This window comes from Janthinobacterium sp. SUN073 (assembly GCF_030397665.1).
Lineage (GTDB): Bacteria > Pseudomonadota > Gammaproteobacteria > Burkholderiales > Burkholderiaceae_D > Janthinobacterium.
Genome location: NZ_JAPUBT010000007.1, coordinates 42,710 through 56,624 on the forward strand (window position 1 = coordinate 42,710; position 13,915 = coordinate 56,624).

15 protein-coding genes are annotated in these 13,915 nt (G+C 60.1%); 12 read left to right on the top strand and 3 right to left on the bottom strand.

The genetic code is table 11. From position 1 onward, the window contains the following. The first annotated feature begins 152 nt into the window (after window positions 1-152). From O0882_RS18780 to O0882_RS18790, 3 genes are all read left to right on the top strand, one after another. Entirely contained in the window at window positions 153-1,037 is an 885-nt protein-coding gene (locus tag O0882_RS18780; protein ID WP_219134119.1) for a branched-chain amino acid ABC transporter permease, read from the top strand. Between the two features lie 31 nt (window positions 1,038-1,068). Next, a complete protein-coding gene (locus tag O0882_RS18785) occupies window positions 1,069-2,049 on the top strand; it encodes a branched-chain amino acid ABC transporter permease (protein ID WP_099761176.1) in 981 nt (326 codons plus the stop codon). A 76-nt stretch (window positions 2,050-2,125) separates the two neighbouring features. Then, the gene (locus O0882_RS18790) at window positions 2,126-4,195 is read left to right on the top strand and encodes a 3-hydroxybutyrate oligomer hydrolase family protein (protein WP_289950417.1); all 2,070 of its coding nucleotides are present in this window, start codon (window positions 2,126-2,128) and stop codon (window positions 4,193-4,195) included. Window positions 4,196-4,198: 3 nt separating this feature from the next. Here the strand turns inward: O0882_RS18790 and O0882_RS18795 are convergent, their stop codons facing one another. The 3 genes from O0882_RS18795 to sugE all read right to left on the bottom strand — a co-directional run bounded on the left by O0882_RS18795 (window position 4,199) and on the right by sugE (window position 6,122). After that, on the bottom strand, window positions 4,199-5,356 hold the full coding sequence (locus O0882_RS18795) for an iron-containing alcohol dehydrogenase (RefSeq protein WP_289950418.1): 1,158 nt from the start codon (window positions 5,354-5,356) through the stop codon (window positions 4,199-4,201). A 74-nt stretch (window positions 5,357-5,430) separates the two neighbouring features. Continuing rightward, entirely contained in the window at window positions 5,431-5,790 is a 360-nt protein-coding gene (locus tag O0882_RS18800; protein ID WP_289950419.1) for an NADH-quinone oxidoreductase subunit A, read from the bottom strand. An 11-nt stretch (window positions 5,791-5,801) separates the two neighbouring features. Next, window positions 5,802-6,122, bottom strand: a complete 321-nt coding sequence (gene sugE, locus O0882_RS18805) for a quaternary ammonium compound efflux SMR transporter SugE (protein WP_289950420.1) — start codon at window positions 6,120-6,122, stop codon at window positions 5,802-5,804. A 316-nt stretch (window positions 6,123-6,438) separates the two neighbouring features. On the opposite strand from sugE, the gene mnmG reads away from it, so the two are divergent. The 9 genes from mnmG to O0882_RS18850 all read left to right on the top strand — a co-directional run bounded on the left by mnmG (window position 6,439) and on the right by O0882_RS18850 (window position 13,870). After that, a complete protein-coding gene (gene mnmG, locus O0882_RS18810; RefSeq protein WP_289950421.1) occupies window positions 6,439-8,376 on the top strand; it encodes a tRNA uridine-5-carboxymethylaminomethyl(34) synthesis enzyme MnmG in 1,938 nt (645 codons plus the stop codon). After that, window positions 8,373-9,017 carry a 16S rRNA (guanine(527)-N(7))-methyltransferase RsmG gene (rsmG, locus tag O0882_RS18815; protein WP_289950423.1) on the top strand — a complete coding sequence of 215 codons (645 nt, stop codon included), beginning with the start codon at window positions 8,373-8,375 and terminating at the stop codon, window positions 9,015-9,017. The genes mnmG and rsmG overlap by 4 nt, the downstream gene beginning before the upstream one ends. A 168-nt stretch (window positions 9,018-9,185) precedes the next feature. Beyond that, a complete protein-coding gene (locus tag O0882_RS18820) occupies window positions 9,186-9,956 on the top strand; it encodes an AAA family ATPase (RefSeq protein WP_071080013.1) in 771 nt (256 codons plus the stop codon). A 130-nt stretch (window positions 9,957-10,086) separates the two neighbouring features. Beyond that, window positions 10,087-10,971 carry a ParB/RepB/Spo0J family partition protein gene (locus O0882_RS18825; RefSeq protein ID WP_071080012.1) on the top strand — a complete coding sequence of 295 codons (885 nt, stop codon included), beginning with the start codon at window positions 10,087-10,089 and terminating at the stop codon, window positions 10,969-10,971. 269 nt (window positions 10,972-11,240) lie between these two features. Beyond that, window positions 11,241-11,609: an ATP synthase subunit I gene (locus O0882_RS18830; protein ID WP_289950426.1), complete on the top strand. Its 369-nt coding sequence runs from the start codon at window positions 11,241-11,243 to the stop codon at window positions 11,607-11,609. Between the two features lie 51 nt (window positions 11,610-11,660). Further along, on the top strand, window positions 11,661-12,470 hold the full coding sequence (gene atpB / locus O0882_RS18835) for a F0F1 ATP synthase subunit A (RefSeq protein WP_289950428.1): 810 nt from the start codon (window positions 11,661-11,663) through the stop codon (window positions 12,468-12,470). Between the two features lie 59 nt (window positions 12,471-12,529). Then, complete coding sequence (gene atpE / locus O0882_RS18840) at window positions 12,530-12,808, top strand: F0F1 ATP synthase subunit C (protein ID WP_034752695.1); 279 nt, start codon at window positions 12,530-12,532, stop codon at window positions 12,806-12,808. 43 nt (window positions 12,809-12,851) lie between these two features. Continuing rightward, window positions 12,852-13,322, top strand: a complete 471-nt coding sequence (locus O0882_RS18845; RefSeq protein ID WP_034752697.1) for a F0F1 ATP synthase subunit B — start codon at window positions 12,852-12,854, stop codon at window positions 13,320-13,322. Window positions 13,323-13,324: 2 nt separating this feature from the next. After that, on the top strand, window positions 13,325-13,870 hold the full coding sequence (locus O0882_RS18850) for a F0F1 ATP synthase subunit delta (RefSeq protein WP_010393786.1): 546 nt from the start codon (window positions 13,325-13,327) through the stop codon (window positions 13,868-13,870). Window positions 13,871-13,915 lie beyond the last annotated feature (45 nt).

Here is a 13,915-nt window from a genome sequence, read left to right on the forward strand (position 1 = left end):
AACATCCATAGAGTGCCCGCCGCCGCGCGGGCGCTCTGTCCTGCACGCGCTTCGCTCGCAGGGTTCGCCTTGCGCCGCCGCACTTGTTTGCGGCGGCGCGTTTCCCTTGATACCACACCGCTACCCGGCGGTGCTTTTTATACTGTGATGCCATGGAAATTTTCGGCGTTCCAATACAAGCGATGATGAGCCAGCTGCTGCTGGGTCTCGTCAACGGCTCGTTCTATGCCATGTTGTCCCTCGGTCTGGCCGTCATCTTCGGCTTGCTCAACGTTATTAATTTCTCGCACGGCGCCATGTACATGATGGGCGCCTTCCTGGCCTGGATGGGCCTCAGCTATTTCGACATCAATTACTGGGCCATGCTGGTCATCGCCCCGATTCTCGTCGGCCTGGTCGGCATCCTGATCGAAAAGACCATGTTGCGCTGGTTGTACAAGCTTGACCATTTGTACGGCTTGCTGCTGACCTTCGGCATTACCCTGATCATGGAAGGCGTGTTTCGCTCCTTCTATGGCGTCTCGGGCCAGCCGTATGCCGTGCCTGAAGCGCTGGCCGGCGCGACGGACCTGGGCTTCATGACCCTGCCGAACTACCGCGCCTGGGTGGTGATCGCCTCGCTCTCCGTCTGCCTGGCGACCTGGTTCGTCATCGAAAAAACCAAATTAGGGGCCTACCTGCGGGCCGGCACGGAAAACCCGAAACTGGTGGAAGCGTTCGGCATCAACGTGCCGCTGATGGTGACCTTGACGTTTGGCTTCGGCGTGGCGCTGGCCGGTTTCGCCGGCGTGCTGGCGGCACCGATCATCCAGGTCTCGCCGCTGATGGGCTCGAACCTGATCATCGTCGTGTTTGCCGTGGTGGTGATCGGCGGCATGGGTTCCATCATGGGCTCCATCCTGACGGGCCTGGGCCTGGGCGTGATCGAGGGCCTGACCCGCGTGTTCTACCCGGAAGGCTCAGCCACCGTGGTCTTCGTGGTGATGGTCATCGTGCTGCTGCTGCGTCCCGCCGGCCTGTTCGGCAAAGAAAAGTAATCCTCATCAGTCATGTATTGGAGCTACCACGATGAATAAGAATGTAGGCTACGCCATTGCCCTGCTGCTGGCGTTGGCGGCCCCGTTTTACGGCTATCCCGTCTTCCTGATGAAGTTGCTGTGCTTTGCCCTGTTTGCCTGTGCCTTTAACTTGCTGATCGGCTACACGGGCTTGCTGTCATTTGGCCATGCGGCCTTCTTCGGCGGCGCCGGCTATGTCACCGGCTACGCGCTGCGCACCTGGGGCTGGCCAACGGAACTGGGCTTGCTGGCCGGCGTCGCCACGGGTGCCTTGCTGGGCCTGGTGATTGGTGGTCTGGCGATCCGCCGCCAGGGCATTTACTTTACGATGATCACCCTGGCCCTGGCGCAGATGGTGTACTTCCTCGCCTTGCGGCTGCCGTTCACGGGCGGCGAAGATGGCTTGCAGGGTGTTCCACGTGGAACCTTGCTGGGCATGATAGACCTGGGCAATGACACCGTACTGTATTACTTCGTGCTGGCCATCTTCATCGCCGGCTTCGCCCTGATCGTGCGCACCATCCACTCGCCGTTCGGCCAGGTCCTCAAGGCCATCAAGGAAAACGAACCGCGCGCCATCTCGCTCGGTTACGACGTCAACAAGTACAAGCTGATGGCCATTGTGCTGTCCGCTTCGCTGGCCGCCTTGGCCGGTGCCACCAAGACGCTGGTGCTGGGCTTTGAAACCCTCACCGATGTGTACTGGGGCATGTCGGGCCTGGTCGTGCTGATGACCCTGGTGGGCGGCATGGGCACCTTGTCCGGTCCCATCCTCGGTGCCGTGCTGATCATCGCGCTGGAAAACAAGCTGGGCGATGTCGGCACCTATCTGGCTACGCACACGGGCATCGAGTGGTTCGGCACCTTGGGCGAATCGGTGGGCATGGTCACGGGCGTGATTTTCGTCATCTGCGTGCTGCTGTTCCGGCGCGGCATTGTCGGCGAAGCCATCGCGCGCTTCGGCGGCAGGCCAGCCAAAGCCGCTGTCTGATTTTCAAGCAACGCCGGACGATTCGTCCGGCGTTTTTCATTGTGCGTCCACTGTTACCTCAACGGAGAGAACCACCATGCAAATGACGATCACGCGCGCGGGCACGACTGGCATGAGCCTGTGCACCCTGCTGGCGTTGGCAGCCTGCGGCAGCAACCATGCACCGGAAGAGCTGAACCAGATGCCCGGCTACCTGGGTACCATCACGCGCGCCGACTACGATGGCAAGACGAATGATTTACTCACGGCCGGCCTGGGCAAGACGGGGCTGGCGGGCGCCACGCCCGCGTATGCGAATACGGAGCAGCCGACGCCGCTCGAACTGCGCCGCAATGCGATCTACGCCAACTACCGCGCCGTGCTCGACATTGCCGCCAACAGCGGCTATGGCACCCTGTACGGACCGAACGTGGATGCGTCCGGAAACGTGGGCACGGGCGAGGGTCTGGTGGCGGGCAGCGAATACATCGCCTATGCCGATGATGGTACGGGCAGGAAGAATGTCACCTTGATGGTGCAGGTGCCGGCCAGCTTCGACCCGGACCGTGCCTGCATCGTCACGGGCACATCGAGCGGCTCGCGCGGCATCTACGGCGCCATCGGCAGTTCGGGCGAATGGGGTTTGAAAAAGGGCTGCGCCGTGGCGTATGCGGACAAGGGTTCCGGCACGGGCCTGTATGTGTTTGAAGACGACAGCGTCAATCTGCAGAACGGCGTGCGCGCGGGCAGGGTGGCCGCCGGCAAGAACGCGCTCTTCGCACCGGACTTGAGCGATGCGGATCGCCTCGCCTGGGGCGGGGCCAAACCGAACCGCATCGCCTTCAAGCATGCACACTCGCAGCAGAACCCGGAGAAGGACTGGGGCAAGGTGACCTTGCAGGCGGTCGAGATGGCGTATTACGTCTTGAACGAGCGCTATGGCGTGCTGGCCCGCGATGGCAGTTCGCGCATCGTGCGCCTGACGCCGAAGAACACCATCACGATCGCCTCGAGCATTTCCAACGGCGCCGGCTCGGCCCTGTTGGCGGCGGAACAGGATACGCAAGGCTTGATCAGCGGCGTGGCCGCCAGCGAGCCACAAGTCCAGCCGGCGGCGTCGAGTGCCTACAGCGTGCGCCAGGGTGGGGTGGTAGTGAATGCACCGGGGCGTGCGTTGTTCGACTACGCCACCTATGCGGCGCTGTACCAGCCATGCATCGCTTCCGTGGCGGGCAATGCGGGACGCTGTACGGCGCTGGTGGCGAAAGGCTTGCTGAATGGCGCGGACCTGGCGGCGCAGCAGGCGGATGCGAAGCAGCGTTTGCGCGCGTATGGCTGGCTGGTCGATTCCGATCCCCTGCAGGCGGCGCACGCGGGCACGAATATCCTGGTGGCCGTCACGTACGCGTATGCCTACGGAAAATTTTCCGTGACGGACAAGGTGTGCGGTTTCACGTTTGCGCAGACGGATGGCGGCGGCAACCCCATCGCGTTCACCTCGGCGCAAAAGGCGGCCAGCTTTGCCGCGCAAAACGGCATCCTCGGCAGTGTCGTGTACGAGAACAGCGTGGGCGGCGCCAAGGGCTACACGGCCGGCGTGTCACCCTCGACCAGCCTGGCGGACCAGTCGCTCGATGGCTTCCTGTGCCTGCGCAGCCTGGCGACGGGGCGCGATGCCATCAGCGGTGCCAACCTGGAAGGCACTTTGGCAGGGCAGAGCGTGCGCGTGCGGGCAGGCATGGCCGAGGTCGCGGCCAGCGGCAAACTGAACGGCAAGCCGGCCATCATCGTGCACGGCCGCAGCGATACTCTGATTCCCGTCAATCACGCTTCGCGCGCCTATCTTGGCCTGAACGCCGCAGTGGAAGGGAGCAATAGCAAACTGCGCTATATCGAGGTGACCCATGCCAACCACTTCGATTCCTTCAGCAGCGCCTTGCCGACACTGATCGTGCCGCTACACGTGTACCTGAACCGGGCGCTCGATGCCATGTATGCGCATTTGTCTGCCAAGCAAGCCTTGCCGCCATCGCAGGTGGTGCGCACGGTGACGCGCGCCGATGCGTCAACCTTGATCACGACTGTCAACGTGCCGGCGATAGCGTCGACGCCAGCGGCCGGCAACGCGATCAGTGTGACGGGGACGGTGGTGGATGTGCCCGACTGAGTGTCATAGCGCGGCCGCATAGATGGCGCGGGCATCCTCGCGCGTGACGACGCGCGGATTGTTGCCCAGCAAGCGCGTCTGCAGCATGGCGTCGTCGGCCAGCCTATCCAGATCGCTGGCCGCGATGCCCACCTCGCGCAGGGTACGCGCGATACCGGTGGCGTGCGTCAGCGCCTGCATGGCGTCGATCAGGGCCACGGCCCGCGCTTCCTCGCTGCCCACAATGCCGGGCTGCACGACGGCCGCCAGTTGCGCATACTGCGGTGCCGCGTGGGACAGATTGAACCGCAACACGTGCGGTAGCACCAGCGCATTCGACAAGCCATGTGGCACGTGAAACAGTCCCCCGATGGGATAGGCGAGCGCATGCACGGCGGCCACGGGTGCATTGGCAAACGCCTGGCCGGCCAGCATGGCACCGAGCAGCATGGCCTGGCGCGCCGGCAAGTTGCTGCCATCGCGGCAGGCGGTGACCAGGTTGCTGGAGAGCAGCGACAGCGCCTGGGTGGCCAGCATGTCGGACAGGGGATTTTTCTGCAGGCGGCTGGTGTACGCTTCGATCGCATGCACCATGGCATCGATGCCGGTGGCGGCCGTCACGGCGGGTGGCAAGCCCAGGGTCAGGCTGGCGTCGAGGATGGCCAGGTCCGCATACAGTTGCGGCGCGACCACACCCATCTTGCTGGTGGTGCCCGTGGTGACGATGGCGATGTGCGTCACTTCCGAGCCCGTGCCGGCCGTGGTCGGCAATTGCACCAGTGGCAGGCGCTGGCCATGCACATTGCCGATGCCATACAGTTGCGCCAGTTCCTGGTGGCCCGGCGCCAGCACGGCGATCAGCTTGGCCACGTCCAGCGAGCTGCCGCCACCGAGGCCGATAATCAGTTCCACGTGAAACATCTGCGCGTGGGCCACGCCGGCCAGCACGATGGCTTCCGAGGGATCGGCTTGCACGTCGGCAAAGACGTGCGCTTCGATACCCGCCGCCAGCAGGCTGTGCAGGGGAGCATCGGCCAGGCCCGTACGCAGGAAGCCCGCGTCGGTGACGAGCAGGGCGCGGCGCACCGTGGGGAAGTGATGGGCGATGTGCGTGCCCAGTTGGGTGGCGGCGCCTGGTTCAACGATCAGATGCGGCACGGTGCGGAACTGGAAGGCGGACATGCAGACTCCTGACAGTGAGGACAGTAGCCAAGCTTACTCCGCTTTCCCGCCGTGCGCATGTTTCACGTGGAACGCTATTCCCACTCCAGCGCGCCGCGTTTCCATTCATATGCCAGGCCGATGGCCAGGATGCTCAAGAAACCCATGACGGCCCAGAAGCCGGGCAAGCCGAGTTCGTTCACGTTGGCCGCCCACGGCATCAGGAAGATCACCTCGATATCGAACAGGATGAAGAGGATGGCGACCAGGTAGAAGCGGATGTCGAATTTCATGCGGGCGTCGCCGAACGCTTCGAAGCCGCATTCGTACGGGGACAGTTTTTGCGGATCGGGTTTGTGCGGACCGAGCACGCGCCCCAGCAGCATGGGCACGATGCCGACCAGGATGCCGATCAGAATGAACAGCAGGACGGGAAAATAGTTTTCGAGGAGCATGGGGATTCCTCTCAGTGGCTGGATGACAGTTTCATCAGCACGATGCCGCACACAATGAGGACGGCGGCGCACACCCGCATGGTGTTGAGTTGCTCGCCCAGAAAGACGACGCCGACGATAAAGGCGCCGACGGCGCCGATGCCGGTCCAGATCGTATAGGCCGTGCCCAGCGGCAGGGTGCGCATGGCGAACGACAGCAAGCCGAAGCTGGCGATCATCATGACCACGGTAATCACGGAGGGAGTGAGTCTGGTGAAACCCTCGGAGAGTTTCATCGAGTATGCCCACACGACTTCAAGCATGCCGGCAATAAGTAACAGTATCCAGGCCATGGCGGCTCCTTATACAGAGCGGGCCGTCCCGGTGTGTGCCCATGATGGGGGAGGCCGTCCTCCTGGATGATCGTCACTATGGCCACTGGCGTGACCACGGATACGGACGATGCGGCAATTGTAGCAAACATTGCTCGCCGCTGCAGCCCCATCGCGAGTCCGGTAAGTGTTCCACGTGAAACAGAAATCCCCGTTGACTCGCCCATGCTGAGTAAAAATTAAGCAAAAATTGGCCCGAGGAAGGTTGCGCTCGCAAAAAGACTCTATAATCGGAGCTCTCTTCCCGCATTTTTACTTGCACTGTTACCTATTTATCATGTTATTTCCTACAGAATTCGACGTCATCGTTGTCGGTGGTGGTCACGCCGGTACCGAGGCGGCCCTCGCTTCCGCCCGCATGGGGCAGAAGACGCTATTGCTCACGCATAATATTGAGACACTGGGCCAGATGTCGTGCAACCCCTCCATCGGTGGCATCGGCAAGGGCCACCTGGTCAAGGAGGTCGATGCCATGGGCGGCGCGATGGCGATTGCCACCGACGAGTCCGGCATCCAGTTCCGCATCCTGAACTCCTCGAAAGGCCCGGCAGTCCGCGCCACGCGCGCCCAGGCCGACCGTATTTTATACAAGGCCGCCATCCGTACGCGCCTGGAAAACCAGCCGAATTTGTGGCTGTTCCAGCAAGCGGTGGATGACCTGATCGTCGAAGGCGACCGGGTCATCGGTGCCGTGACGCAGATCGGCCTGAAGTTCCTGTCGCGCGCCGTGGTGCTGACGGCCGGCACTTTCCTCGACGGCAAGATCCACGTGGGCTTGAATAATTACTCGGCCGGCCGCGCCGGCGACCCGCCCGCCATTTCGCTGTCCGCCCGTTTGAAGGAATTGAAACTGCCGCAGGGCCGCTTGAAAACGGGCACGCCGCCGCGCATCGATGGCCGCACGATTGACTTTTCCGTGATGCAAGAACAGGCAGGCGACCTCGATCCCGTGCCCGTCTTTTCCGTCATGGGCAACACGGCCATGCACCCGCGCCAGGTGCCGTGCTGGGTCACGCATACGAATAGCCAGACGCACGACATCATCCGCGCCGGCCTCGACCGCAGCCCCATGTACACGGGCATCATCGAGGGCGTGGGTCCCCGCTATTGCCCCTCCATCGAAGACAAGATCCACCGTTTCGCGGGCAAGGAATCGCACCAGATCTTCCTCGAGCCGGAAGGCTTGACGACGCATGAGTTCTATCCGAACGGCATTTCCACCAGCCTGCCGTTCGACGTGCAGATCGCCCTGGTGCAATCGATGAAGGGCATGGAAAACGCCCACATCCTGCGTCCCGGCTATGCCATCGAATACGACTATTTCGACCCGCGCGGCTTGAAAGCCTCGCTGGAAACCAAGGCCGTGGCTGGCCTGTTCTTCGCCGGCCAGATCAACGGCACCACGGGCTACGAAGAAGCGGCTGCGCAAGGCATGCTGGCGGGCCTGAATGCGGCCCTGCTGACGCAGGACAAGGAAGCCTGGGTACCGGGCCGCTCCGAGGCGTATCTGGGCGTGCTGGTCGACGACCTGATCACCCAGGGCGTGCAGGAACCGTACCGCATGTTCACCAGCCGCGCCGAGTACCGCCTGAGCCTGCGCGAAGACAATGCCGACATGCGCCTGACGGAAATCGGCCGCACCCTCGGTTGCGTGGGCGACGCCCAATGGCAAGCGTTCGAAACCAAGCGCGAAGCGGTGGCGCTGGAACTGCAGCGCCTGCGTTCCACGTGGGTCAATCCGCGCATCCTGGCGGCCGCCGAATCGGAACGCATCGTCGGCCAGGCCATCGAGCGCGAGTATTCGCTGGCGGACTTGCTGTGCCGTCCGAACGTCGCCTACGACACGCTGATGAGCATGACGGGCATCGAAGGCCAGGCCCTGGCCGGCCCCGGCGTGCAGGACCCCGCCGTGCGCGAGCAGGTGGAAATCCAGCTCAAATATGCGGGCTACATCGAGCGCCAGAGCAAGGAAATCGAGCGCCACGAACACTATGAAAACCTGGCCTTGCCGGCCGGTTTCAACTACCTCGATATCGGCGCGCTGTCGGTCGAAGTGCGGCAAAAACTCGACAAGCAACGCCCGGAAACCCTGGGCCAGGCCTCGCGCATTTCAGGCGTGACGCCAGCGGCGATTTCGCTGCTCTTGGTGCATTTGAAAAAGCGCGGCTTCGGTGCCGCGCAGACCACCACTTTAAAGGACGAGGTTGTTGAATGAAGCAGTTTGACCGGGCCGCACTGGCCCCCATTTTGAATGAAGGCATCGCCGCGCTGGGGCTGGACCTGAGCGCGGATCAGACGGAAAAACTGCTCGATTACCTGGCCTTGCTGGCCAAATGGAATAGCGTGTACAACCTGACGTCGGTGCGCGATCCGATGCAGATGCTGACCCTGCACGTGCTCGATTCGCTGGCCGCCGTGCCCGCGTTCGCGGATGCCAAAAACGTGCTCGACGTGGGCGCCGGTGGCGGCTTGCCGGGCATGGTGCTGGCCATCGCGCGGCCCGATGTGAAGGTGTCGATGATCGACACGGTGCATAAAAAGACGGCATTTTTGACGCAAGTGAAAGCGGAACTGGGCTTGAGCAACGTCACCGTGTACACCAAGCGCGTGGAACAGCTGGAAGTGCCGCAGAAATTCGACGTGATCACCTCGCGCGCCTTTGCCGACCTGTCCGACTTCGTCAACTGGTCGCACCACGTGCTGGCCGAGGGCGGGCAATTCATCGCCTTGAAAGGGGTGGCACCGCCAGACGAGCGTGAGCGACTGCCGGCAGACTGGAAAGTGACCCAATTACGCGCAATCCAGGTGCCAGGGCTAAATGCAGAGCGTCATCTGGTCTTTATAGCAAGAATGTAAAGGCCAAACAATTAAACGGTATAAATCATATAAACAGTTTATACGGTATAAATGATATAAACCGTATAAACGATTTATATCGTATAAATGAAATAAATAGTATAAATCGTTTCGGTCGGGTGCCGGAGCGCACGATGAAGTTTGCATCTCTTTACAACTAGAAGATACATGGCCAAAATTTTTTGTGTAGCAAATCAAAAGGGTGGTGTTGGTAAAACCACAACAAGCGTCAACCTCTCCGCCGGTCTGGCCAAGTTGAACCAGCGCGTGCTGCTGGTCGACCTCGACCCGCAAGGCAATGCGACCATGGGCGCCGGCATCAACAAGGCCGGCCTGAAGGCGTCGACCTATGAAGTCATGCTGGGTGAGTCCGATGTCAAGACGGCACGCCAGCGTTCGGAAGCGGGGCGCTTCGATGTCCTGCCGTCGAACCGCGAACTGGCCGGCGCCGAAGTGGAGATGGTCGAACTGGACAACCGCGAACGCCGCCTGAAGGATGCGCTGGCCGAAGTGGACGGCGAATACGACTTCATCCTCGTTGATTGCCCACCGGCATTATCGATGCTGACCCTGAACGGCCTGTGCGCCGCGCATGGCGTGATCATCCCGATGCAGTGCGAGTACTACGCGCTGGAAGGCTTGTCCGACCTGGTCAACACCATCAAGAAGGTGCATGCCAACCTGAACCCGGACTTGAAGATCATTGGTCTCTTGCGCGTGATGTTCGATCCGCGCATGACATTATCGCAACAGGTATCGGCCCAGCTGGAACAGCATTTCGGCGACAAGGTCTTCAAGACCATCATCCCGCGCAATGTCCGCCTGGCCGAAGCGCCATCGTACGGTTTGCCCGGCGTGACCTTCGACCCCAGCTCGAAAGGTGCCCAGGCGTATATCGCCTTCGGCGCCGAGATGGTCGAGCGCATCAAACATATGTAAACAGCAGTATCGGGGTCGGACCCTTTGGGTCTGACCCCGGCTTTAGCGGTTGGGCTAAAAAACTGCCAACCCCAAGAAAAATACTGGGGTCGGACCCGGAGGGTCTGACCCCTTAGTTAGTTAGGACAGCATGGCTACGAAAAAATTAAAAGGACTGGGTCGCGGACTCGACGCCCTCCTGGGTGGCGGCGGCGACTTTGCCAGCCCGGACACGCATCAACCCTCCAGCTTGCCCGTGTCGCAAATGCAAGCCGGCAAATACCAGCCGCGCACGCGCATGGACGAAGGGGCCTTGAATGAACTGGCCGCCTCGATCAAGGCGCAAGGACTGATGCAGCCGATCCTGGTGCGCCCGATCGGGCAAGACACCCTGAGCGGACTTGTCAAATATGAAATCATTGCCGGTGAACGCCGTTTCCGCGCCTCGCAGCTGGCCGGCCTGACGGAAGTGCCGGTGCTGGTGCGCGATGTGGACGACCTGGCCGCCGCCGCCATGGCGCTGATCGAGAATATCCAGCGCGAAGACTTGAATCCCCTGGAAGAGGCACAGGGGATTCACCGCCTGATCGCCGACTTCAATTTTACGCATGAGCAAGCGGCCACTGCGCTGGGACGCTCGCGCAGCGCGGTGTCGAACCTGCTGCGTCTGATGAACCTGGCCAGTCCCGTGCAGACCATGCTGATGGCCGGCGATATCGACATGGGCCATGCGCGCGCCTTGCTGGCGGTCGATGCGGCCAGCCAGATCACCTTGGCCAACCAGGTGGTGGCCAAGCGCCTGTCGGTGCGCGAAACGGAAAAGCTCGTCACCCGCACGGTCGAGGAAGCGGCCAACCCGGTCGAGCCGCGGCAAAAGGAAAAGTCCGGCGACATCGCGCGCCTGGAAGAAGAGTTGTCCGACGCGCTGGCCACGCCCGTGGTGTTCAAAATGGGCAACAAAGGCCGTGGCCAATTGGTGATCGATTTTGCCGATCTTGACGTGCTCGATGGCTTGTTGACCCGCTTGCGTGGTTAAATAGCAAGCTGCAAAGACATGGGGAGTGCGGTGTGGACAATCCGGCCATGCTTTCCAGATGCACCACGTAATTCCTTGATAACACGGCTGGAAGCGGCCAGACAAGCGACTTTGCCATATAGTGGTGCAAATGGCGGCGAATAGTCGGTAAAGCGTCAGTTTCACGCAGCAATCGCCCTGCTGCGGTGCAGCAACGTTTGACTCTATAGATCAAAGCCAACTATAATCCCGTGTCTTTGCGTGTGTAGATTTTTCTGGGAACCTGGCAATTGAGTGATTCACAACAAAGTATTGCCAAACCCGTCTACAAAGTAGTTGCATTGCAGTTAGCAATCGCTATCAGCTTTGCCACAGTCACCCTGTTTTTCGGTGGCAGTGTCAGAGGCTGGTCCGCCGCATACGGCGGTGCTATCGCAGTCATCGGTAGCCTGGTGTATGCCCTGCTGGTCGTTCGCGGTTCTAGCGACGCCAATAAGGCATTCCGGGCGCATTTGCGCGCAGAAGTGATGAAAATATTTATCACAGCGGTGCTGTTTATATTAGCACTGGTGTTGTTTCAGTCGGCCGCCTGGTTATGGCTGATCTTGGGTTTCGCGGTGGCAACCTTAGCATACTGGTTTTCATTGCTCGCTGTTTAATCATTGGTTTTGGGGCCTGTTGTGCTCTGAAACGACAAATCTAAATTCATTATGACCACAGAACACGCTATTGAAGCGGGCTATGCTGCCCCGGCCAACGCCACCGAATACATCAGTCACCATCTGGCCCACCTGAGAAGTGCCGACGGCATGATCAATCTGGATACATTCTGGATTTCGGCCATTCTGGGCTTCGTTTTCCTGGCTGTTTTCTATATGGCGTCGCGCCGCGCGACGGCTGGTGTCCCTGGCAAGTTGCAAAACTTCGTCGAAATGGTCATGGAAATCGTCAATGACACTATTAATGGGGCCTTCCACGCGAAAAGCAAGGTCATCGCGCCGCTGGCCATCACTATTTTTGTGTGGGTCTGGCTGCTCAACGCGATGGACTTCCTGCCGGTCGACCTGTTGCCGAAGATTATGAGCTGGTTTGGCGTGCATAAACTGCGCGCCGTGCCGACCGCCGACGTCAACCACACCTTCGCCATGTCGCTGTCGGTCGTGCTGTGCGTGATCGCCTTCTCGATCAAGGCCAAGGGCCTGGGCGGCTGGATCAAGGAACTGTTCACGGCACCATTCCATGCGAATGGCCTGGTCGCCACGATCGCCCTGGCACCTGTCAATTTCTTGCTGCAAATGGTTGAGCTGGTTGCAAAACTGATCTCCCTGTCGCTGCGACTGTTCGGCAATATGTATGCCGGCGAACTGATTTTCATCTTGATCGCGTTGTTGCCTTGGTGGGCACAGTGGGCGTTGGGTGGTCCATGGGCAATTTTCCATATCTTGATTGTAACTTTGCAAGCTTTTGTGTTTATGGCGTTGACGGTTGTGTATCTGAGCCTTGCGGTTGAGAAACATTAATCAGCAACTTTATATTTTGTTTTTTTAGTATCTTTCGTTTTTAAATTTAGGAGAATTTTATGCAAGCTCTGATCGCACAAGTACAAAGCATGACCGTTCTGGCAGCAGCAATCATCATCGGCCTGGCCGCAATCGGCACCGCTCTGGGCTTCGCTATCTTGGGTGGCAAATTCCTGGAAGCTTCGGCACGTCAACCAGAACTGATGCCACAATTGCAAACCAAACTGTTCGTTATCGCTGGTCTGCTGGATGCTATCTCGATGATCGGCGTTGGTGTTGCTCTGCTGTACACGTTCGCTAACCCGTTCCTGTCCGCTCTGACGGCTGTTGCTCAGTAATTCGCTCCAACCCTAGGAGAAACTTTTAGTTAGGAGCAAAGGTATGGACATCAATATGTCGCTCATCGGCCAGATGATCACCTTCGCGGTGTTGGTCTGGTTCTCGATGAAGTTCGTATTTCCAGCGCTGAATAATGCGTTGGATGAGCGTGCCAAACGAATCGCGGATGGATTGGCTGCGGCCGATCAAGGTCAGGCTTCGATGGCTGTCGCTGAAAAGCGTGCGCAAGAGGCATTGAACAGTGCACGTGAAGAAGCGTCGCAACGCGTTGCGGACGCTGAAAAGCGCGCGCAGCTGGTTGCTGAAGAGATCAAGCAAAATGCACAAGCTGAAGCTGCGCGTATCATTGCGCAAGCCCAGTCGGACGCCGAACAGCAACTGTCGAAAGCACGCGAACAATTGCGCGCTCAGGTGGCTGACCTGGCTGTCAAGGGTGCCGAGCAGATCTTGAAGCGTGAAGTCAACGCTACGGCTCACGCCGAAATGTTGCAGCGTCTTGCTGTCGAGCTGTAATCATGGCAGAACTCGCAACCGTCGCCCGTCCCTACGCGGAAGCTTTGTTCCGCGTAGCCCAAGCTGGTAAGGAGTCAAGCAACCTCGCGGCGTGGTCCGAACTGGTGTCCGAACTGGCACAGATCGGTAGCCACCCCGAGGTACAGGCGTACGCGCGCAATCCGAAAGTTTCGGAAAGCGACGTCGCCGCCACCATCCTGTCGTTGTTGAAATCGCCGCTCAATGAAGAAGTCAAAAACTTCGTCACGTTGTTGATCGAAAATGGCCGCATCAGCCTGCTGCCGGAAATCGGCGCGCAATTCCATACCTTGAAAAATGGTCTGGAAGGTGCGGCTGACGCCGAGATCACGAGCGCTTTCGATCTGAGCGAAGGCCAAACGGCCGAGCTGGTCGCAACGCTGGAAAAGAAATTCAGTCGTAAGCTCAACCCTGCCGTCACAGTGGATCCATCGCTGCTCGGCGGCGTGCGCGTGGTTGTTGGCGACCAAGTGCTCGATACCTCGGTGCGCGCCAAGCTGCAGCAACTGCACGCTGCACTGGTGTCGTAAGACACGCGCTTCGGCAGGCCAGCTAAGACAGACCCTTACCCCTCG